Consider the following 19,869-nt stretch of genomic DNA (forward strand, 5'->3'; position numbering starts at 1 on the left):
CGAGGAAAATGAATGGACCGATATCGACTGATCGACACCTATACGCCGAGGGGCGACCAGCCACAAGCCATCGCGGAGCTGGTTGAGGGCGTCGGGCGCGGCGAGAAGCACCAGGTACTGTTGGGCGTGACGGGCAGCGGGAAAACGCTCACGGTCGCGAACGTCATCGCGCAAAGCGGCCGGCCCGCGCTGGTACTGGCGCACAACAAGACCCTCGCCGCCCAACTCTTCTCCGAGTTTCGGGAGCTCTTTCCCGACAACGCGGTGGAGTATTTCGTCAGCTATTACGACTATTACCAGCCCGAGGCGTATATCCCACGCTCGGATACCTACATCGAAAAAGACAGCTCGGTGAACGAGCGCATCGACCGGCTGCGTCACTCCGCCACACGATCGCTGCTGACGCGCCGCGACGTCATCATCGTGGCGTCGGTCTCGTGCATCTACGGCCTCGGCAGCCCGCACGAATACAACAAGATGCTCGTGGTCGTGAACAAGGGCGACCGCATGGACCGCGACCAGCTCATGCGCCGTCTAATCGAGATGCAGTACACGCGCAACGACATCGACTTTTTTCGCGGCACGTTTCGCGCGCGGGGCGATGTGCTCGAGATCTTTCCCGCCTACGAAGACGAAAAGGCGATCCGCATCGAGTTTTTCGACGAGGACGTGGAACGCATCGCCGAGATCGACCCGCTGCGCGGCAAGGTGATCCGCGACCTTCCCCGCATCGGGATATTTCCAAACAGCCACTACGTCGCCGACCGCCCGACCATCGAGCGAGCCATCGCGGATATCCGCGCGGAGCTCAAGGAACGCTGCGAGCAGCTCCTGTCGCTGGGCAAGCTGCTGGAGGAACAACGCCTGCGGGAGAAGACGCTCTACGACATCGAAATGCTCGCGCAGCTCGGCTACTGCTCGGGCGTCGAAAACTACAGCCGCCACCTCGATGGCCGCGAGGCCGGCTCGCCGCCGTGGACGCTCCTCGATTACTTCCCGTCCGATTTTCTGACGTTCATCGACGAGTCGCATCAGACCGTTCCGCAGCTCAACGCCATGTACAACGGCGATCGCTCGCGCAAGACCGTGCTGGTGGAATACGGCTTCCGCCTGCCGTCGGCGCTCGACAATCGTCCGCTGCGTTTCGAGGAAATCCAGCAGCGATTCGGTCAGATCGTGTATGTCTCGGCGACGCCCGCCGCGTGGGAGCTCGAGAAGGCGGGCGGAGTGGTGGTGGAGCAGATCATCCGTCCGACGGGGCTGATGGACCCTCGCGTCGAGGTCCGGCCCGCGGGAAATCAGGTGGACGACCTGCTCGACGAGATCAAAGCCCGCATCGACAAGAACGAGCGCGTGCTCGTGACGACGTTGACCAAGCGGATGGCCGAGGATCTGACGACCTACTATCAGGATCTCGGGCTGCCCGTCCGCTACCTGCACAGGGAGATCGACACGCTCGAACGTGTCGCGATTCTGCGCGATCTGCGCCTCGGCGAATTCGCGGTGCTCGTCGGCATCAACCTGCTGCGCGAGGGCCTCGACTTGCCCGAGGTCTCGCTCGTCGCGATCCTCGACGCCGACAAGGAAGGGTTTCTGCGCTCCACGACGAGCCTCCTGCAGACTATCGGCCGTGCCGCGCGCAACGTGAACGGCACGGTGATCCTCTATGCGGATCGCATGACGGCCAGCATGAGCACGGCGCTTGACGAGACCAATCGTCGCCGCGAGACGCAGCGCCGGTACAACACGGACAACGGCATCACGCCCGAGTCGATCGTGAAGGGCGTCTCGAACGCGCTGCTGGCGATCTACGACAAGGACTACGTGACCGTGCCGACGCTCAGGCCCGAGGACGACGACCAGATCGTGCCTGCGCACATTCCGATGATGGTCGAATCGCTGCGCCGCCAGATGAAAGCGGCGGCGAAGAGCCTCGACTTTGAGCGCGCGGCCGAGTTGCGCGATCAGATCAAGCGGCTGGAGGAGCGCGAGATCGTCGGGCTCTAAATCTCACTTCCGGTCCTATCACTCCGCCTATTGCCTTCTCGGCCACATATAGATATATTGCTATACAAGAGGTGGTCATGGCGACCGACATGCTTCCCCAGTTCGACTTCGCGCCCTTTACGAACCGCCAGTGCGACGGCATCGCCGAGCTGCTCAAGGCGGTGGGGCACCCGGTGCGTCTTCGTGTGATCGACACGCTCGCGCGCGGTGAGATCTGCGTGGGCGATCTGGCGCTGGCGATCGGCGAGAAACAGGCGATCGTGTCGCAGCAGCTCAAGATCCTGCGCATGGTGGGGCTCGTGAAGACCGAGCGGCGGGCTGGCAAGGCGTTCTACCGGCTCAACAACCAACACCTCTACGACCTGCTTTCGTGCATGCACCGATGCGCGTGTTCGCAGTTTCCGGAGGAGTGAGAAACCGATGTCCGTGAACGACCTGTGGATTGTGGGCTTCCTCGTCTTCTGGATTCTGCTCCAGACGGTGATTCTGCCCAAACTGGGCGTGCCCACCTGAGCGAGCAACGCCTGTCGTCTGGATGACGGCAAAAAGCCCAAAGCGCGCGAATCCGAAAACGTCGAAAACGCCCCCGGCCCGGAGGGAGGGTGAGTCATGCCGATTTACGTCTATCGTTGCCGCGTCTGCGGCGAACAGTTCGATAAGCTCGTTTCGATCGGGGCCGCGAGCCAGCCCCAGACCTGCCCGCAATGCGGCGCGTTCGACGCGCAGAAGCAGATCGCCGCGCCCAGCGCGGTGCCGTCCGCGAAAGGCGGCGGATGCTCCTCGCCCGCGGGCGGCGGATTCACCTGAGGTTGAGGGGTGGGCCGCCGTGTGCGGCCGGATTCACTTCTTCGGGTATTCGTCGACGATGATGCTGACGAGGTTGCGCGCCGAGACCGCCTCGCCTTCCATGCCGAGCCCGGGCAGAACCGCCTTGCCTGTGTAAAAGACGGACTTGTGCGGCGTGCGGTTGTGGAGCAGGGCGACGCCGAGTTTGTCGTCGTCGATGTTCTGCGACCATGCCTCGGCCCGCTCGATGCGATACAGCTCGTAACTTTCTTTCTTCGCGACGAAATCCGTGAAGTCGTCGAGAAACGGCATCAGTTCGCGCAGTGCGGCGTGAATGCGTTCGCAGAGCATGTCCGCTGTGCGCTCTTCCATCACACCGTTTTGCGGGCGGATCTTGATGCGGGCCGCGAGCAGGCGCTTGCCGATCGGCGCGAGGGCCTCGTCGTCCGGCGCGGAGAGGCTGATCATGATGAGGTTGTCGTCGATCAGTTCGTGCCGGGGGTCCTGAACGAGAATGACGTTCGGCCCCATCCCAACCGGCACCACATTCGCGTCGATGCCGACGTAAAGCACGAAATCGTGCCGGCCGGGGGGAGGCAGCTCAAGCTTTTCCTTGAAGTCCGACTTCAGGTGCTTGGGCGACCACGCCTTGAAGAACTCTTCCGGGTTGTCGCAGACGGCAATCGCCTTCGTCTTGATCGGTTCCTTCTGGTCGGCGAACTTGATCTCGGTGTACTTGCCGAACTCGATGTGCTCGATGGCCGGCGTGCGGTGGCACACGCCCCGATACGCCGAGATGCGCTCGCGGTAGAGCGTTTCGAGAACCTTGATGCCGCCTTCGACCTGGAAGATGCCGTTGTTGGTGAGTCCGAGCAGGTTCGCGGCGTAAGCCAGGTTCGGAGCGTCGGGATATACCGGCGATAGATACTGCACCTGACCGTCTACAAACGTCCGCGCCTCGGGCGACAGTTCGTAGCGGTCCAGGAACTCGCCGTAATCCGTGCGGATCGCCTCTTTGTAGAGGTCCGAGACGTTCGCGAGCGCTTTCTTCGCGGCGCGTCCCTCGCCCCAGGTGGACGGTGGATAGACCACGTCGTTGACGAAGAACCCGCGGATGACCTGCGCGTAGCGGTCGACGTCGCTGATGAGCGAGACGACCTTGCCCGACTCCTTGGGAAATTCAAGCGAGACGGTGCGGAACAGCTCGTCGCGCGACTGCGGGAGATCGACCCGGCGCGCGGGCGTGACGATCTGAAAACCGGGCTCCGCCATCAGAAAGCGTTTCTTGTCGAGGAACGGAATGCCGAGCTCGGTGAAGATTTCGGAAAAAATCTGGCCCTTGCCGAAACCGAAGAACATGCCGGGAAAACGGCGAAGTCGATACTCACCGATTCGTTTCACATGCGCCTGCGCCTCGACGTCCGCGATCAGCACGTTGTACCCGCGCTTGACGAGCAACGCGCCCGCGATGAGCCCGGACAAGTCCGAGCCCAAAATCGTGACGTCGAAGAGCATCCCGATCATCAGCCGACCACCTCGACGGCGGGGGATTCCCGGTCCTCGCGCGCGACGATTTCGCCGATCACCCACGCGCGTTCCTGCAGGCCCGAAAGCCGGATCAGGATGTTCTCGACCTCATCCTCCGGGCAGACGATCGCGAGCCCGATGCCCATGTTGAACGTGCGCCACATCTCGGCGTCGTCGATGCCGCCCGCGCGGCGAAGCGTCTCGAAGACACCCGGCGCTTCCCACGATCCGCGCTGGAAACGCACGGCCGCGCGCTCGGGTAGGATGCGCGGCACATTTTCGAGCAGACCGCCGCCCGTGATGTGCGCGACGCCCTTGATCGCGAAATTGCGCGTCAGGTTGCGCAGCGTTTTCGCATAGATGCGCGTGGGCGTCAGCAGTTCTTCGCCGACGGTCCCGCGGAATCCTTCGATGCGGTCGTCGACTGTAAGCCCGAGCTGCTCAAAAACGATCTTGCGCGCCAGCGAATAGCCGTTGGAGTGAAGGCCGGTGCTCGCCACGCCGATCACGCGGTCGCCTTCGGCGATGCCGCTGCCGTCGATCAGCACGTCGCGGTCCACCACGCCCACGGCGAAACCCGCGAGGTCGAACTCCCCCGCCGGGTAGAAGTCGGGCATTTCCGCCGTTTCGCCTCCGACCAGCGCGCAGCCCGCTTCCTTGCACCCCTCGGCGATGCCCTTGATCACCGAGGCGGCGGCCTGCGGTTCGAGCTTGCCGCAGGCGAAATAGTCAAGGAAAAACAGCGGTTCCGCCCCGCAGGTGATCACATCGTTCACGCACATTGCCACGAGGTCGATGCCGACCGTGTCTAGGCGGCCCGTCATGAATGCGATCTTGAGCTTGGTGCCCACGCCGTCGGTGCCCGAGACGAGCAGCGGATTTTTGTAATTCAGCGTATTCAGGGCGAAAAGCGACGCAAATCCGCCGATGTCGGCCTTGACCTCGGGCCGAAAGGTGGAACGCACATAGGGCTTGATGAGGCGCACCAACTCGTTTCCGGCGTCGATATCGACCCCGGCATCGCGATAAGACCGAAACACCTTGGTATTCAATACAATCCTCAACGTGAAGGGCAGGCGGCCCCAATTGCCGAAACCGCCAAGGCCAACGATCTTAGGGAGCGGTCCCGAAAAGTCAAACGCGGCGGGGGCATTTTTGCGCCTTCACCCACGACATCCGGGCGACGTTCGCCGCACGGATTCGCACGTTCGACGAATCACCGTTCAGCGTTTCGGAAACCGGTAGTGCCCGATGATTATCCACGCGAACAGGACGTTTTCGAGGCGCGGTCCCGCGCCGATGTTGTGGACGACGGCGGGCGTGACGCCGTCCGACGTGTCGTCGGTCAGCACCCCAATGTGCGTGAGCCCGTTGTCGAGCCGCCACGCGACCACGTCGCCTGGGGCGTAATCCGTCGGTTTGTCGGTGATCGGAAGCGAAAAGCCGCGGCGCGCGAAAAACGCCATGAGATTCGGCACGCGGCGGTGATCGATATGGGGATCGGGGCGCGGCCCGGGCCACGAGTTGGGATACGCCCCCGGCGCGGCGCGCAAGTCGTCGTGAACGAGCTTTTGCAGGTCGTGCCCCAGCGCACGGAAAATCCGCACGACCTCATCCGTGCACACGCCGCGATCGGGCGCGACGTCGCCGCCGGGAAACGGGATCTTCACATACGCGCCGTCGTACACGACCTCGTGACGTAGTCGCTCGCGCGCGGCCTCGACGATGCGCGCGGCGGTGTCGTCGGGTACGGCGAGTCGCGTCGGCGAAGCGGGGACAGGGGTCGGAGTCGGTTCCTGCGCGAATGGACGGTCACACGCCATCAAGGCCATCGTTACCGCGAGTGCGATCGCAAACGAATGCCGCTCGCCCGGGCTCACAAATTTTTTCCTCCGATACGCACGATGAGTTCCACGCGCGCCGCCTGCTCCTGCGCGCCCTGCAATTCCTTGAGGATCCGTCGCCGCTCGTCCGCGTCGATACGCCCGTCGCGAAGCGCGTCCTCGACGATCCGCTGTACGTCGCCGGCTTCCGCGCCCAGACGCAACACCTCACGCAGCAGTCCCTCGTGCTCGGTGGGGAGACCGGACTCACGCACAAGCCGGTACCCCGCACGGCTCGCCGACCAACGCAGCGCCTCGACCGCAAGATCGGCGTGCCCGGCGTCCTGCAACGCGCGCCGGATCACGTCGAGCCGGTCGACCGGATTGAGCCGCCCCGCGCCGGAGAGCGACTCGGGGTCTTCCTGCCATTGCGCCACCGTCGAATATCCGAGATTCAGCTCCGACGCGAAATGCTTGATGCCCAGCGGTTCGAACATGCGTTGCAACACGCGCCAGGACGGTTCGTCGAGGCGATCTTTTGGGGTCGTCGACATCGTGCGCTCCGAATTTGATCGACGCCGTTGTAGCACCAAAGCGGATGTGAGGGCACAGCCGTATTCGCTGCGCCGGTCGCACGCCCGGGCGACGGGGACCCTGGCTGCCGGCGGTCGCCGATTGTTTGCCCGACGGACGATGCTGTATGCAAATAACCGTTTAAACGGTTATTCGGTTACACCAATTGATCGCCGGGGATTGGCCGGTCGGGAGATCGATTTCTGGTTGTCGCGGGGTCAGGTCTCGCCGGTCGCCGCTCAGAGCCCCGCCACGGTCACGGTCAACGTGGCCGCGTATCCGGCCCCATCGGGGCTCACCGCCGGCAGTGGCGGTACGGAGCCCGGCGTCACACCGTCGCTGAGGTTCGTCGTGTCCTTCTGCCCGCGCGCGTCGTAGGGGGCGGTGGCGTACACCGTCTCTGTCGCGTCTTCGGGAAAGTAGAGCTGCGACGTGGCTTCGAGCATCCCTGTCAGATGCACCTTGAAATGGATGTGCGTGGTGCGACCGGGGTACCAACCCGGGTAGATCGTCATGAAACGCACGCGGCCATCCGCACCGGTGATCTGCGTTCCGCGCAGAAAGGTCAGCCCCGAGGTGTCGACCCCGCCGAGCTGGCCGAGGTAGCCGGAGTACACGCCATCGGCGTCGCAATGCCAGATGTCCACGGCGATGTCCTTGATCGGCTCGCAATCCGACGCACGCTGAAGCAACAGGGTGAGCGAAAGCGCCGCCCCTGGTTTTCCCTCGGTGACGTCCTCACGGATCATGTCGAGATCGAGGAAGTAGGGGCCTTCCGTTTCCTCGGGATAAACGGTGCACGTGTTGCCGGCGTCATCGTTTCCGGCGTCGTCATCATCGGTCGAACCCGCGTCGTCGTCCGTCGCGTCGTCGTTCGACGCCGAGCCCTTCGGTGAGTCGTCGTCCCCGCCCCCGCCCCCGCAATGCACCGCCAATGCCGCCGCGGCCGCGACGCTGAGCGTGCCGGCGAGAAACGTCCTGCGCGTCGCGCGGTGGAAATCCGCCGTCGACTCGAAAGGACTCAAGGATTTTTCGTCGATCCGATCCGCATCGCCCACGTTCACCTCCGCCGCGAGATTCGTGGAGGGAATATTGTTCGGAGATCTCGGGGCGCCGAAATGACGGACGTCAGGCGAATGCATGCTCGCCCGCGGACGGATTCCCACTGCGTGGGAAAGCTCGCGCGAAGCAGGTTCGTCGCTTGACACGCAAACGGGCGTTCTGCTATGAAACGCTCCGTCGTCCGTCGAGGTTTTCGCCGAAACGGCGGCATGGGGTTGTAGTTAAGTTGGTTATAACGCCGGCCTGTCACGCCGGAGGCCGCGGGTTCGAGTCCCGTCAACCCCGTCCCGAAGAAGCCCGCAACCGATTGACGTTGCGGGCTTTTCCATTTTCCGCCGATGCGCGCACTCCCGAATGTGACCCAAACGTGACCAAGGAGCCTTTCTCCAGATGCACAGGAACGTCTCCTGGATGGCGACGCGCGTGGGCGATCGTCGCGCTTCCTTGACCCTTCCTGTCACGCGGCGGGAGTATAAGTGGGCAGGTAACCTTCGCCCCATCAACGGGGAGAAATAATCATGAGCTTCGGATTTGACGCTAGGCGAAAGCAAGCGGTTTTCCGCCAAACGCTTAGCACGGCGGCCCGGACACCGACCGACGACAAAATGAGGCGCAACAGACATCTGCTTGCCCACGGGTGCGAAGAAGAGAATCTCATGCCCTGCTTGCGTGGTCCGGGTGGCGCAACCGACTTCTTCGGCAAGCGCAGCATCGAATGGTGGAATGACCCTGAGCGGACCGGCGACAGAGCGGGTGCGGCTCCGACGCGCAACCTAGCGAGCTCGCAGGTCGCCTGCGTGAACTTCCTCCTACCGCTCGCCTCCATTCCCGATGCACTCTTGGAAGTGCTGCGTGCCATCGACTCCGACGTCATCGAAGTCGTGCCCATCGTCGACTGGGACGGGAACTCGTCACCCGTCGAGTTCGAATGGATCGGATGGAGAAAGCCGCTGGAAGGCGGCCAGTTTATTCGTGGCAAGTACAAAACCAGCGCCGATGCAGTGATCGTCGCGCGCACTCCGAGTGGACAGCGTGCCTACGTGTTCGAGTGGAAGTATAGCGAGAAGTACAAGGGAGAGCCGCTCCATGGCAACGACGACACGCGACGCGGTTGGTACGCGGCCCGCTTCGCCGCGCCGACCTCCGCGTTCATCGGCGCCGCACCCCTCGACGACTTCCTCTTCGAGCCGTGCTACCAGATCATGCGCCTGCTGCTGCTCGCCGACCGCATGATGGAAGAAGGCGTCACGCGGGACCTGCGCGTCGACGAGGCGCGGGTCGTCGTGGCCTGCCCCGCCGCCAACGACGACTATCGGCGCATCGTGAAGAAGACGCAGCTCGCGCGGCGCTTCCCACATCTGGACATGGTGGAGGAAGTCGTCCGGGCGACACTCAAGGAGCCGGGGCGGTTCTCCATCGTCGCGCAGGAGAACCTCGTCGCCACGCTACGGGCGTCTACGCTCGCGCCGAGTCTTGCGTTCTGGCTGGACTACCATCGGGAGCGCTACGGCTGGTGAGTGGCGATAGTGGGTCAGCCGCGCCCCGGCACCCTCGTCGCCTCGGGAAACGGCACGACGACTCCCCCCTCGAGCGCGACGCGGAAACCGCTGCCGAGCGCCTCGACGGCGTCGCGCGTCGCGGTCGGGTACAGGTGGCTGTACCGCTCGGTCATCTGAACCGTCGCATGGCCGAGCAGTTCCTGGACGACGCGCAGGGGCGTTCCCCTCATCACGAGCTGCGACGCGAACGAGTGCCTGAGGTCGTGGAAGCGGATGCGTTTCAAGTCGGCCCGCTTTATGACGCGCGCGAACGGTTTCCTATGGCTGTTGCAGGTCAAGGTGTCGTCGATCCCCGACAGAAAGACCCGCCCATTCGGGTCTTTCCCTCGGCGGTGGCGCGCCAGAACGTCGGCGAGGAAGGCGTTGATCGGGACGTAGCGATTCCGCCCGCTCTTCGTCGACCCCTCGCAGCCGCGCCAAATCGCCCGCCGGATCAGTACGATACCGCGCTCCAGGTCGATGTCGCCCCAGCGCAGGGCGGCGAGCTCGCCGAGTCGGGCGCCGGTCATGAACGCCGCCGCAAAAAACGGATGCCATTTGGGCTCGGATCGGAGGCATTCATCCAAGAAGCGACGCGTCTCGTCCTCGTCGTAGAAGTCAAAGCTGGGATCCGACAGCTTCAGCTTGCGCACGCCGAGCATGGGGCTTCGATCGATGACCTCCCATTCGACGGCGGCGCGTAACAGGCGCGACAACGTGCCCCACAGGTTGTTTACGGACTTCGGCGACAAGCCCTCTTGGACTTTTGCGGCGACGAACTCCTCGACGTCGCGCCTTCTGATAGAATTCATGGGGCGGTGCTGGAAGTAGGGGGCGAGGTGGTTCTTGATCATCGCCACCTTCGCCGTGACCGTTGAAGGCTTGTTGAAGACTCTCGCGTGGTCGTCGACGAACCTTTTGGCGAACGCGGAGAAAGGCACGTCGCCCGGGGAAGCCGCGGGCGCGGGCGGCTCGAACTCGGGCACGCACCCGAGCCGCTCGGCCTCGCGCATCCATTTGAGACGCAGCCGCTCAGCCTCGTTCTTGGTGACGCGACCAATCGTACGGCGGAAGTACATCGGCTCGCCGTCGTTGCCTTTGTACCTGAATCGTATGGTCCACGACTGGCCGCGCTTGCTGACCCCTGTCGACACCTGCTCTCCTCTTCCGCGACGCGCCCCGGCGGTCGCCGACGCGCAGCCAAGCAATCACTTCTTCTCGAAGAAAACGCCAGTCGCGGCCGATTTTCTTCGCCGGGATCCGGCCCGCCCGCGCCATCGACTCGACCGTACGCGACGGCACACGGAGGAGCTCGGACACATCCTCGACGGTCATGATCTCCCGCGCGTCGCAGTGTTCGCAGTCGGCTGCTTCAGTCGCACTTCCTCCCGAGCTCTCTCGCTCGGTCCGTACGATCCCAGCGACGGCGACGACCCCACCTGGCAGCAGCAGCGGCAGCGACTGCTCGGCGATCGGCCGCGTAGATACCAGTGTCGACGGCGGCCACGTGATGACCTGTATGTCGTCGCCGATCGTCATCCAAGTCCTCCCGCCGCTCGTCGTCCTCTCATCCATGTATACCCCCCTGGAATAGCGGTTTTGGGCCCACCTCGAAGTTTTTTTCATCGCCGCCGTCGATCCCCCCGCGACAGCCCCGTGTCGGCCCCAAACCGCAAAACGACTAGGGGGCTGACCGAGACGCGGTTCGGCCTACACGCGGCCCCAGCGCGCGAACGTGGGGCGTTCAGCCGACGGCGCCGTTGGCGGTGGACGACGGCTGAACCGCCGCTGGATGGGTCGGCTGGACGGTGTTGGGGTCTCTGCGTTTTCACGACGCCCATCGGGGGTCGCGGCGGAGAATATCGGGGGTCGCGGCGGAGAATATCGGGGGTCGCGGAGATGCATCCCGAGATAGGCCCGCGAAACAACGCGCAATCTCAAACTCCGCTTCCAAGAACAGAAGAAGAGAGAGAGAGGGAGACACGCACGATCAGCGGACAACCAGCAGGTCGTCGGATAGCTCAATCTCAGTGAACACCCCCCTGAACCGTAGGTCACCAATTCGCCTGTACCACAGACTACGGGTACTACCCGGTTTGCTGCTGTACCTCTGCACGTTCCAGGCACCAGCGTCACGAGCTGTCGCCGAGATGCTCAGTCGCAGATCACCCCCAGCAGGAGTCCGCCAGCGGCGGGCGAGGACCTCCAAGCAGAAACGGAGGGCATCGTCGTCGCCGAGCCGAAGGGCACCGTGGCCGACGTCGAACCAGTAGCGGTGACAGGTGACGTCGGCCCAAAGGGCGGGATGAACACGGCGGCGACCGTCCCGACCGTCGGGGCTCGATACCAGAGGCGCCGCCTCGTCGCGGCAGCGTCCCGCCCGTTGGATTTTGGCGGTGAACTCGACCTGCGCCAAAAACCGCATGGCGAGGCTGATCGGGCGCAGTTCGTCGGCGCTGGGTCGCCAGTGCTCGTCGCGGCCGCGCAGCAGGCGGGCGATCGCGGTGGGGGTCGCGTGGCAGCCGCCGTCGGCGGCCTGTTGGGCGAGGGCGAGGATGGCGAGCAGGGTGCGCACGCCGCTGCCGCCGAGGTTGCGGGCGAGGTGGGTGCGGACGGCGCTAGGGTCGGTCGTGTCGACGTCGGGCGGCAAATCGGCGGAGGGTACGGAGAGGCAGTAGATTTGGTTGGTGCCAAAACGCAGTCCGACGCGGGTGGCGTCGGCGTATGGTGTGACCAGCGTTTTCGAAGGGTGCGGCGCGAGGGCGCGGAGGATCGGCAGCAGCAGGTGTGGTACGTGGAATCCGTCGGGGCGTGGCTCTCGTGCTGGAGACGGGACCAGCTCTGCTGCCCAGGCGCTCACCTCGGGCCGCCGGCTCCATGTCCACGGCGGCTCGTTTATTCCACAGGACGAGCAGCGGTAGCGCCCGCTGTCTCCGAACACGACGGCGGAGGGATGCGCGTCGTCGTGGAAGAGACAGTTTAGGGAGACCCTGTCGCGCTCGCGGTTCCACGTCGGGTGCGACGTTGGGCAGTTCGCGACGACGGCCTCGAGCAGGCGATGATGCCCTGCTGGTCGCTCGCGCCCTTCGCCGTTTCCCATGTGAGTCGACGGCGCCGCTGGGGCGGGATCCTCGGCGGGCTGCTGGCGTGCGTCGGACTCGATGATCGCGGCGCGTTCCTCGTCGAACTCGTTCAACGCTGCGGCGTCGAACTCCTGATCGGCGCTGTCGACCGCGGCTGGCGGCAGCCCGAATCGAACGGCCAGCGTTTCGAAGCGGTGGCGGCGCCAGTCGTCGCAGAGGACGAGATTGGCCCAGGTGTCGTCGCCGTAGTCGGGTTTTCTGTTACGAACGCCGGGCAACTTCATAACCCGCGCGGCGTCGCAAGCGTTCGGGTCGCCTCCGATGGCTGCGACCATCGCCCTGTTCAGCGCCACAACGTCGGTGGATGCCCGAGGTTCGGTCAGGACCCAGTACGCGGCGTGCCTGCCGGGGCTGGTTTCGAGGATGATGGTCGGCGGCGGAACGACGGACTCCAGTTCATCCATCCCGACGATTCCGTCGGCGTCGATCCACGCCGCGCCTAGGAGCGGCGTGTCCGACGCGGTGCCGCTTTTTCGGGAACGCCTGCCGACGCCGACGTAGACGTTCAGCCCTTCGTCGTCCCACTCGAGCGCGTTCTGGGCAGCCTCCTCGATGATCGTTGCGAAGGCCGATCGCGCGGCCGGACCCCCGCCCTTGGGAATGTGCCGAATCTCCACCAAGCCGCTGGTGCGGCCGTGCAGCGTGTTCAGAAACCTCATCAGATGGTCGCGTCGGTCGTTGTCTTTCATGCGTACATCCTGATCCAGCCGTTAAACCCGTAGGCCGATCCCCCTTTTTCTTGTGTACTCGCCTGGAATACGTTTTTTGGTCGGATGCTAAAAAAAGGGGCTTTGCCTGTGGACGACACTCTATTTCGCGGGAGTCGAGGGCTGGCGCCGAGTCGTGCGGTCGATGCGTCATCGAGACGAATTCGCCGCGACGACGGGGGAGTGCGCCGCGGCCAAATGGAAATCGGTACGGTGACGCGGTAGGCGAATCGCGACTAAAGGGCGGCGATGTGGAACACCTCGACCCGAGTTCGGATCTTGATTTCGCCGTCCGTCGTCGAGGCAGCCCGTTGGCACGAGGAGGGCGGGTGGCTGACGTCGTTGCCGCCGTCTTGTAGTAGGCGGATGGGGAGGCCCCCGGTGCGGCCGAATCCTGCACGCAATCTAGGGTACCCCTGCTCTCCGCGATCGATGCGGTTCCCGCGGCGGCGTGCTTCGAAGGCGCCGGTGCGTACGGCGAGGTAACGCGTACGGCACCGCCGCCGTAGCGAGAGTCAGAACCTGTTCCGGATCGGCGGATTACTTCGTGCTCTTGCCCCTCGGGCTCAGCAGGCGATCAAGGACCTCGACGGCTAGGCGGAGGTCGTCGTTCGCGGCGTCTTCATGTCGGGACATCGAGGCCATCTCTGGCCCTGTGGATGGGTTATAGGTCGTGACACGTCGCGGGCCTTGGTCGTCAGGCGCTTTGTCGCCTCGGGTGACCGACCCCAAGGGATGACGACGCACGTCTCGTGCGTGGCGAACCTCGGCAACGTTGCCGAGGTAGGGCTAAGGTTCGTAGCTCTCCGCCTTCGAAGCGTCGGCGTAGTCGCCGCGCAGGTCGGCCAACGCCACGAAGAACCACTCCAGGTGGTCGTAGAAGCGTTCCCCGGCTGCGGCAAGAGCGGCGTCGATGCCTGTCTCGTCCATCCCGCCGCAAAGGTACGACGCGAACGCGACGTTTGCTCCCGCGACCTTCCTCAACTGTTCCCACTCCCTCGCGCCCTCGTTTTCCAGCGCCAGTCGCAGATCCTTCAGCGCGCGCTGGGGCAGTATCCCAGCGACTACGTCCGGTTCCCGCCGCAGGAGGTTGCGGAATGCCCGTTCCACGCCATCGGGGCCGCCCGCTTCCCGCTCCCAGTCGGTCAGCGACAGGACGCCTTCCAAAGCCAGGAGCGGCCTGTCGTCGTCCGCGGCCAGATCGTTGACGCGCTCGTCCAGCGCCGCCGCAGCCGCTGCCAACTGCTCCTCGGGCGTCGGGGGCTTGCCGACCAGGTCGGACCAGCGCGGGAAGCGCGTCGCGCCGCCGTTGAGCACTACGACGAGGTCCTCGATCCGCTCGCGCGCGAAGCCCCAGAACTCGGTGTTCTCCTCGAAGCCGTGGTACTTCATGCCGTACTGCATGGCGACGACGGCCCCGCTCGCCATCCCGGCACAGCTCTCGACGATGGGCAGGTCTCTGGGATTGAGGAGGGCCAGGGTCAGGGCGATCAGTTGCGGCGGCTTGGGACTCGGGTGCTTGCCAATCCAAGGGAACTCGCGCCGCAGGTGGTCGACCTTCGCCCAGATTCGGCCGGGGGTCATGCCGCGGTCGGCGACGTGCATGCGGACGTCCGGTAGGTTCAGCTTAATCCAGTCGCGGTTCAGCGGCGGGATATCCGGAGATCCCATCCGCCTGCCCTTGGCGGCGAGGATCAGGACGTCGTCGCCGCGCACGACGCCGTGGTGGAGGCCGGTCTCCTTGCTTGGTGTCGAGGAGCGGCGGGTCATGTTGTAATCGACGTAGACGGTCTGCTGCTGCCCGAGGTCTTCGCGGCCGTCCAGCCACGCGCGCAAGGGGGCGTCGGTGTTCTTCTCCTGGAAGATGGCCAGCGTCCCCCGGTCCCGCAGTATCAGGATCGCGGCTTCGACGTCGCGCTTGACCTCAATCCGCACGGCCTCGGCCGACTTTTTCTTGAACTTCTTGGCGTCGCGCTCGCTGGCGTAGATGGGGTCGGTCAAGACGCAGCCGGCGACGACTCCGCGCCGCGCCAGCCCTGCGAGCCCGACGTCGTTGGAGCAGCAGTGCAGGACGATGGGCTTACCCCCTGGTCGCTCGGCGATCAACGCGTCATGGCCATCGATCTTTTCAACGCGGGTGGTCCAGCCGGGCGAGTGATCCGCCGACGGCAGCGGCACTACGGGTCGGTTGGCGTCCTGCAGTCGCCGCTGCGTTGACCGGACGTTTTCCCCCCGCGCCCGCTCGACGTGGGCGGCCCACTCGTCCGGGTCTTCGACGGCGCTGGCGATGTCGGCCATCGTCGTCAGATTCGGCAGCGGCGGCTCGGACGGCGAGCCCAAGTGACGCCAGAGGACGCCCGCCCAAACGACGCGGTTGATCGTCCGCTCGCTGCGGTACTTGGTATGGACGAGCTGCGGGTCCGCCGCCAGATTGGCGATCGACGCATCCTTACTGGGGTCGTTCCGCCGCTTCTCGGCTAAGTCGCCGCGCCAGTACAGGTCGAACAGCCGCGCCCCCAGGCGCAGTCGCGTCATCGTCTCGTCGCCCAGGGCTTCGAGCACCGCCTCCACCGCGAGGTCGTGCGTTGTAGTTCTTTTTGTCATGCCCGCGAACGTATCACCCGGAGCGCGAGGCGACAACCGTTTACTGCGCGGGAGGCGGTCAGGTCGGCGGGCCGTCCAGAGGCGAGGACCAGAGGTAATGGGAACACTATCGACAACGACGTTCGCGAGGCGAGTCGGCCCGTGGTGCCGCCCGCTATCAACTGCGAGTGGCGGCGGTCAGCCCCGCTCGTCCCGCGGCAGGGGCACAGCGTCGATCTTGCCGCACTCGTGGGCGTGGGCGAGCGCCTGCCGAAACGCCCTCTTGATCTGCGCAATGGAGAGCCCCGCCCTGGGGCTGCCGTCGGGTTTTTTCGTGACAGGGTCGCTCTTGAAAAACCCTGCGACGTGGGCGGCGATCATCCGCCGAAGGTCCCGATCCTCGCCGAAGTGGTCCACGGCGATCTGCAGGCACCTGGCGTACGTGCTCCTCGTCGCCTCGCTCGCGCCCATCTCGGCCAGCCGTGCCAAGTAGCCGTCGACCCCTTGCCGTAGAGTGTACCGCTCGCTCATTCGAACCCCCTTTGGCGCCCTGATCGGCGCGTCCGCATCCATGCTTCGCCGGCGGGGTTAGTCAAGGGATTTATCTTCAAAAACAAGCACTTGAGTCGCATCAAAAGCCTTGACTTCTTCGGACACGGAAGCGATGTCACAAGCCGACGGTCGGGACAGGAGAGCGCGCATGGCGACGATTCAAACACAGAAATTCGGCATCGAAATCGAGTGCGTTTCGATCACCCGCCAACGGGCGGCTCAAGCTGTTCAGAGCATCGTCGGCGGCGAGGTCGCGCACGTCGGCGGCGGCTCGTACGACCCCTGGGAGATTCGCGACGCACGCGGCCGGACCTGGCGCGTCGTGGCCGACGCCTCGTTGAACGACTACCCCGCTCACCTCCGCGCCGAGGTCGTGTCGCCGATCTTGGATTACGCAGACCTCGACGAGCTCCAGCGCGTCGTTCGCGCCCTGCGCGCGGCGGGGGCGAAGGCCACGCCGACCTGCTCGATTCACGTCCACGTCGACGCCGCGGGCCACACCGCCGCGACGCTGGCCAACCTGCTCAAACTCGTCGCGAGTCACGAAAAACACTTGATCGAGGCGCTGGGCGTGCAGGCCGACAGGCGCGCGCGATACTGCCGCGACGTCGACGAGCAGGTGTTGCAGAGGATCTGCTCTCGACGCCCGCGCTCGATGGCCGAACTCAATCGCGACTGGTACGGCGCGCCGACGGAAAACCCAGGTCGCCTGCACCATTCCAGGTATCACGCGGTCAACCTGAACGCCGTTTGGGCCCTGGGCACCTTGGAGTTCCGACTTTTTAACGGCTCGCTCCACGCGGGAAAAATCAAATCGTACATTCAACTCTCGCTTGCCCTGAGCGCGCGGGCGCTGCGCATCCGCCACGCCCGCGGCGAGCGGCGCACCTACGACGCCTCGACGACTCGGTACGACGTGCGGGTTTTTCTGCTCGGCCTCGGGCTGATCGGGCCGGAATTCGCCACCGCCCGCTACCACCTGCTGTCGCACCTCAGCGGCAGCGCGGCGTTCCGGAGGGCGGCCTGACAGGAGGTGAATTTGTGAAATACTTTGCTTTCGGCTCCAACCTGAACCTCGGCCAGATGAGGTCGCGCTGCCCCGACGCCGTGCCTCTGGAGCGGGCGCTGTTGCGCGACCACAGGCTGGCGTTTCGCTCACGAAACGGAGGGCATGGCGTTGCGACTGTCGTCCGCGCCCGCGGGTGGAACGTCAGGGGCGGCCTCTACCGGATCAGCAACCGGGACCTGATGGCCCTCGACAATTACGAGGGCTGGCCGATTTCGTACTCGCGGGCGACCGTCGAGGTCGTCGGCGAGGTGAGCGGCCCTGTCGGCGCCATCATCTATTGGCTGAACCCGCCCCACGCCGACGCCCCGCCGAACCATTGGTACCGCGAGGCCATCGTCGAGGGTCTCACCGACTGGGGCATCAGGGTGCCGTCGATGCTCGCGCGGTTCGAGCGTGAAGTTGAACGGGAGGAGGCATGAATGAAGAATGAACACGGCAAGATCGCCATCCCGCGCGCGGTATTGGACGGCATCCTGGCCGTGCGCGCGAGCGGCCTGACGAACATGTTCGACTGGTGCGCCGCCACCGAGATCGCGGCGGAACTGGGTCACGCCGAGGCGGCGAGGTGGATCCCCGACAACCTCGGGCGGTACGCGGCCGGAATCATCCACGGGTTCGTCCACTACGACGAGCCCGCCGCCGCAGCCGAGATCGCCCCCGGCCGAGTCATGAGGTACGTCGGTGCCGCCCACCCGGCGCTAACCGGCCTGACGGTGCGCGTCGTCGGGCGGATCGGGCGGCGGCGGTGGGAGTTCGCGCCCTGGGTCGCAGAGGAGCGGCGCTACTCGTGGATCACCAGCGACGCGCGCGAGGACGAGCTGGCGCCGCTGGAACCGGAGCGTAAGCCGTGACCACCGCCGTGACGAGGGCGAACAAGGCCGTCGTAGTGTGGGAGACTGTAGCACCGGACTACTCTGGAGCGCGTGATGACGAACACCTGATCAGCCTCTTCCTGAGCATCCGGACCCGCTGTCCCGCCACGGCCAAGGTGTACGCGTACGAACTGTCGCGTTTTCGGCGGCTTGCGCCCAAGCCGCTGGCCGCAGTGACCCTCGACGACCTGCGGGTGTACGTCGAAGCACTGCGCGGTGCAGGGCTTGGGGAAGTCTCAGTTTCGCGTGCTGTGACGGTCGTAAGATCGCTTTTCCGGTTCGGCCACGAGGCGGGCTACCTGAGATGGAACGTGGCTCGGGCGATCCGCGTTTCCGCGCCGCGCGGAACTCCGCCGGGCAAGTTCCTGACGGCGGGTGAGGTCGAAAGACTTCTCGACGCCGCTCGCGCCCGCGGCCTGCGGTCGCTCGCGATGATCGGCGTCCTGCTCGCGACCGGCCTACGCCGCGCCGAGCTACGGGCGGCCAGTTGGTCCGAACTCTTCGACGACGGCGCGGGTCGCGTCGGACTCAGGGTCGTAGGAAAAGGGAACAAAGTGCGGACCGTGAAGATCCGCGCCGACCTGCTCGCGGTACTGCGCGCCATGCGAAGGCAACTTGGGCTGCCCGAGGACCTCGACCCGTACGACCGCACGCCGCTCGCGATGAACCGCCTCCGGGGGCGGATCAGCGACCGTGGCCTGCACCGCGAGGTCGCCGTATGCGCCCGGTGCGCGGGCATCCGCAAGAAGGTCTCCCCCCATTGGCTTCGGCACACGCACGCGACGCTCGCGCTTCAGGGCGGCGCGTCGATTCTCCAGGTGCAGCAGGCGCTCGGCCACAGCAGCGTCGCAACTACGGGCGTCTACCTCCACGCGGCCCGCGGCTTGGAAGACACGGCGGCGGACCACCTACCGTTCGGCATCCAGGGAGGCTGACGTGCTGGAATTCTACCGTACCCAGGCGGGCCGCACCTTTATCGACGCGACCTTGCCCAACATCGCTCGCGAGCTTGCCCGTCTCTGCGACGTGTTAGAGCGAATCGCCGCGGCTCTGGAGAAGCCGACCGGCAATGACGACGACGACGAGGCGGGCTGGAAACGCTAGGGGATCGCCGCGCGCTGCCCGGCGCGGGGGTCGTGCTCCGAGCCTAACGCGACGCCGCCTCGGGATCTCAGGCGTCGTAGGTAACCCGCGGCGGGAACAGAAACGCCTCGACGGACGGCGTCCAGCGACCGAGACGCACCGGAGGGTCGACCTCGCGGAGGACGTTGTCCTCGGCGACGCAAAACCGCAGGACGCAGACGCCGCGTTCCTTGTAAACACGGAACGTCATATCCGCGGCGAACACGAACCCGGTGAGCCTCTCTCCCTCGCCCGCGTCTACCCCGTACCCCTCGACGACTGCCCGCGCCGTGAGGCCGTCCACGACCGCGACCAGCATGGTGCCCTCCCTGTTTGTTGCCTTGGAAAATAGCGGTGTCGCGGAAAACCGTCGCGAGGAAAATCGCGGCGGATCACGCCGTCCAGCGTCGTACTACGACGAGTCACCCGCGAGGGAGTCGAGCCAGGCGCGTCACACCGATCGCGAGCGGAATGCGCGCAACGGAACCGCGACGGTCGGTCCGCC

General features: G+C 65.2%; 20 protein-coding genes and 1 tRNA gene. 10 read left to right on the top strand and 11 right to left on the bottom strand.

Features of this window, described 5'->3' with window-relative positions; translation table 11 throughout:
• Positions 1–12 precede the first annotated feature (12 nt).
• From uvrB to IT350_12505, 3 genes are all read left to right on the top strand, one after another.
• Positions 13–2,007, top strand: a complete 1,995-nt coding sequence (gene uvrB, locus IT350_12495; protein ID MCC6158864.1) for an excinuclease ABC subunit UvrB — start codon at positions 13–15, stop codon at positions 2,005–2,007.
• A gap of 77 nt (positions 2,008–2,084) precedes the next feature.
• A complete protein-coding gene (locus IT350_12500; GenBank protein ID MCC6158865.1) occupies positions 2,085–2,420 on the top strand; it encodes a helix-turn-helix transcriptional regulator in 336 nt (111 codons plus the stop codon).
• A gap of 196 nt (positions 2,421–2,616) precedes the next feature.
• Positions 2,617–2,814 (top strand): zinc ribbon domain-containing protein, encoded by a 198-nt coding sequence (locus tag IT350_12505; GenBank protein MCC6158866.1) that lies wholly within the window; start codon positions 2,617–2,619, stop codon positions 2,812–2,814.
• A gap of 33 nt (positions 2,815–2,847) precedes the next feature.
• On the opposite strand, the gene IT350_12510 is transcribed toward IT350_12505, so the two are convergent.
• The 5 genes from IT350_12510 to IT350_12530 all read right to left on the bottom strand — a co-directional run bounded on the left by IT350_12510 (position 2,848) and on the right by IT350_12530 (position 7,774).
• Positions 2,848–4,317, bottom strand: a complete 1,470-nt coding sequence (locus IT350_12510) for a hypothetical protein (GenBank protein MCC6158867.1) — start codon at positions 4,315–4,317, stop codon at positions 2,848–2,850.
• Positions 4,317–5,360, bottom strand: a complete 1,044-nt coding sequence (locus IT350_12515) for a phosphoribosylformylglycinamidine cyclo-ligase (protein MCC6158868.1) — start codon at positions 5,358–5,360, stop codon at positions 4,317–4,319. The genes IT350_12510 and IT350_12515 overlap by 1 nt, the downstream gene beginning before the upstream one ends.
• 183 nt (positions 5,361–5,543) lie before the next feature.
• Positions 5,544–6,143, bottom strand: a complete 600-nt coding sequence (locus IT350_12520; protein MCC6158869.1) for a DUF1287 domain-containing protein — start codon at positions 6,141–6,143, stop codon at positions 5,544–5,546.
• Between the two features lie 53 nt (positions 6,144–6,196).
• The gene (locus IT350_12525) at positions 6,197–6,697 is read right to left on the bottom strand and encodes a hypothetical protein (protein MCC6158870.1); all 501 of its coding nucleotides are present in this window, start codon (positions 6,695–6,697) and stop codon (positions 6,197–6,199) included.
• Between the two features lie 258 nt (positions 6,698–6,955).
• Positions 6,956–7,774: an intradiol ring-cleavage dioxygenase gene (locus tag IT350_12530; protein ID MCC6158871.1), complete on the bottom strand. Its 819-nt coding sequence runs from the start codon at positions 7,772–7,774 to the stop codon at positions 6,956–6,958.
• A 215-nt stretch (positions 7,775–7,989) separates the two neighbouring features.
• Between IT350_12530 and IT350_12535 the strand changes: the two genes are divergently transcribed.
• A tRNA-Asp gene (locus IT350_12535) sits at positions 7,990–8,063 on the top strand.
• A gap of 554 nt (positions 8,064–8,617) precedes the next feature.
• Positions 8,618–9,295 carry a hypothetical protein gene (locus IT350_12540; GenBank protein MCC6158872.1) on the top strand — a complete coding sequence of 226 codons (678 nt, stop codon included), beginning with the start codon at positions 8,618–8,620 and terminating at the stop codon, positions 9,293–9,295.
• A gap of 14 nt (positions 9,296–9,309) precedes the next feature.
• Here IT350_12540 and IT350_12545 read toward each other — a convergent pair whose 3' ends face one another.
• The 5 genes from IT350_12545 to IT350_12565 all read right to left on the bottom strand — a co-directional run bounded on the left by IT350_12545 (position 9,310) and on the right by IT350_12565 (position 16,280).
• Entirely contained in the window at positions 9,310–10,395 is a 1,086-nt protein-coding gene (locus IT350_12545; GenBank protein MCC6158873.1) for a site-specific integrase, read from the bottom strand.
• A complete protein-coding gene (locus IT350_12550) occupies positions 10,349–10,855 on the bottom strand; it encodes a helix-turn-helix domain-containing protein (GenBank protein MCC6158874.1) in 507 nt (168 codons plus the stop codon). The genes IT350_12545 and IT350_12550 overlap by 47 nt, the downstream gene beginning before the upstream one ends.
• Before the next feature lie 451 nt (positions 10,856–11,306).
• The gene (locus IT350_12555; GenBank protein MCC6158875.1) at positions 11,307–13,148 is read right to left on the bottom strand and encodes a hypothetical protein; all 1,842 of its coding nucleotides are present in this window, start codon (positions 13,146–13,148) and stop codon (positions 11,307–11,309) included.
• 807 nt (positions 13,149–13,955) lie between these two features.
• Entirely contained in the window at positions 13,956–15,728 is a 1,773-nt protein-coding gene (locus IT350_12560; GenBank protein ID MCC6158876.1) for a hypothetical protein, read from the bottom strand.
• A gap of 219 nt (positions 15,729–15,947) precedes the next feature.
• On the bottom strand, positions 15,948–16,280 hold the full coding sequence (locus IT350_12565; GenBank protein ID MCC6158877.1) for a hypothetical protein: 333 nt from the start codon (positions 16,278–16,280) through the stop codon (positions 15,948–15,950).
• 169 nt (positions 16,281–16,449) lie between these two features.
• On the opposite strand from IT350_12565, the gene IT350_12570 reads away from it, so the two are divergent.
• The 5 genes from IT350_12570 to IT350_12590 are packed head-to-tail and all read left to right on the top strand — an operon-like array spanning position 16,450 to position 19,346.
• The gene (locus IT350_12570) at positions 16,450–17,328 is read left to right on the top strand and encodes an amidoligase family protein (GenBank protein ID MCC6158878.1); all 879 of its coding nucleotides are present in this window, start codon (positions 16,450–16,452) and stop codon (positions 17,326–17,328) included.
• Between the two features lie 14 nt (positions 17,329–17,342).
• Entirely contained in the window at positions 17,343–17,789 is a 447-nt protein-coding gene (locus tag IT350_12575) for a gamma-glutamylcyclotransferase (GenBank protein MCC6158879.1), read from the top strand.
• Complete coding sequence (locus tag IT350_12580) at positions 17,790–18,221, top strand: DUF5049 domain-containing protein (protein MCC6158880.1); 432 nt, start codon at positions 17,790–17,792, stop codon at positions 18,219–18,221.
• Positions 18,218–19,177, top strand: coding sequence for a tyrosine-type recombinase/integrase (locus tag IT350_12585; GenBank protein ID MCC6158881.1), 960 nt, complete (start codon positions 18,218–18,220; stop codon positions 19,175–19,177). Before IT350_12580 ends, IT350_12585 begins: the two co-directional genes overlap by 4 nt.
• 1 nt (position 19,178) lies before the next feature.
• Complete coding sequence (locus tag IT350_12590; GenBank protein ID MCC6158882.1) at positions 19,179–19,346, top strand: hypothetical protein; 168 nt, start codon at positions 19,179–19,181, stop codon at positions 19,344–19,346.
• Between the two features lie 67 nt (positions 19,347–19,413).
• Here the strand turns inward: IT350_12590 and IT350_12595 are convergent, their stop codons facing one another.
• The gene (locus tag IT350_12595) at positions 19,414–19,683 is read right to left on the bottom strand and encodes a hypothetical protein (GenBank protein ID MCC6158883.1); all 270 of its coding nucleotides are present in this window, start codon (positions 19,681–19,683) and stop codon (positions 19,414–19,416) included.
• Between the last annotated feature and the right edge of the window lie 186 nt (positions 19,684–19,869).

The organism is Deltaproteobacteria bacterium (genome assembly GCA_020845895.1).
Classification (GTDB): Bacteria; Lernaellota; Lernaellaia; order JACKCT01; family JACKCT01; genus JADLEX01.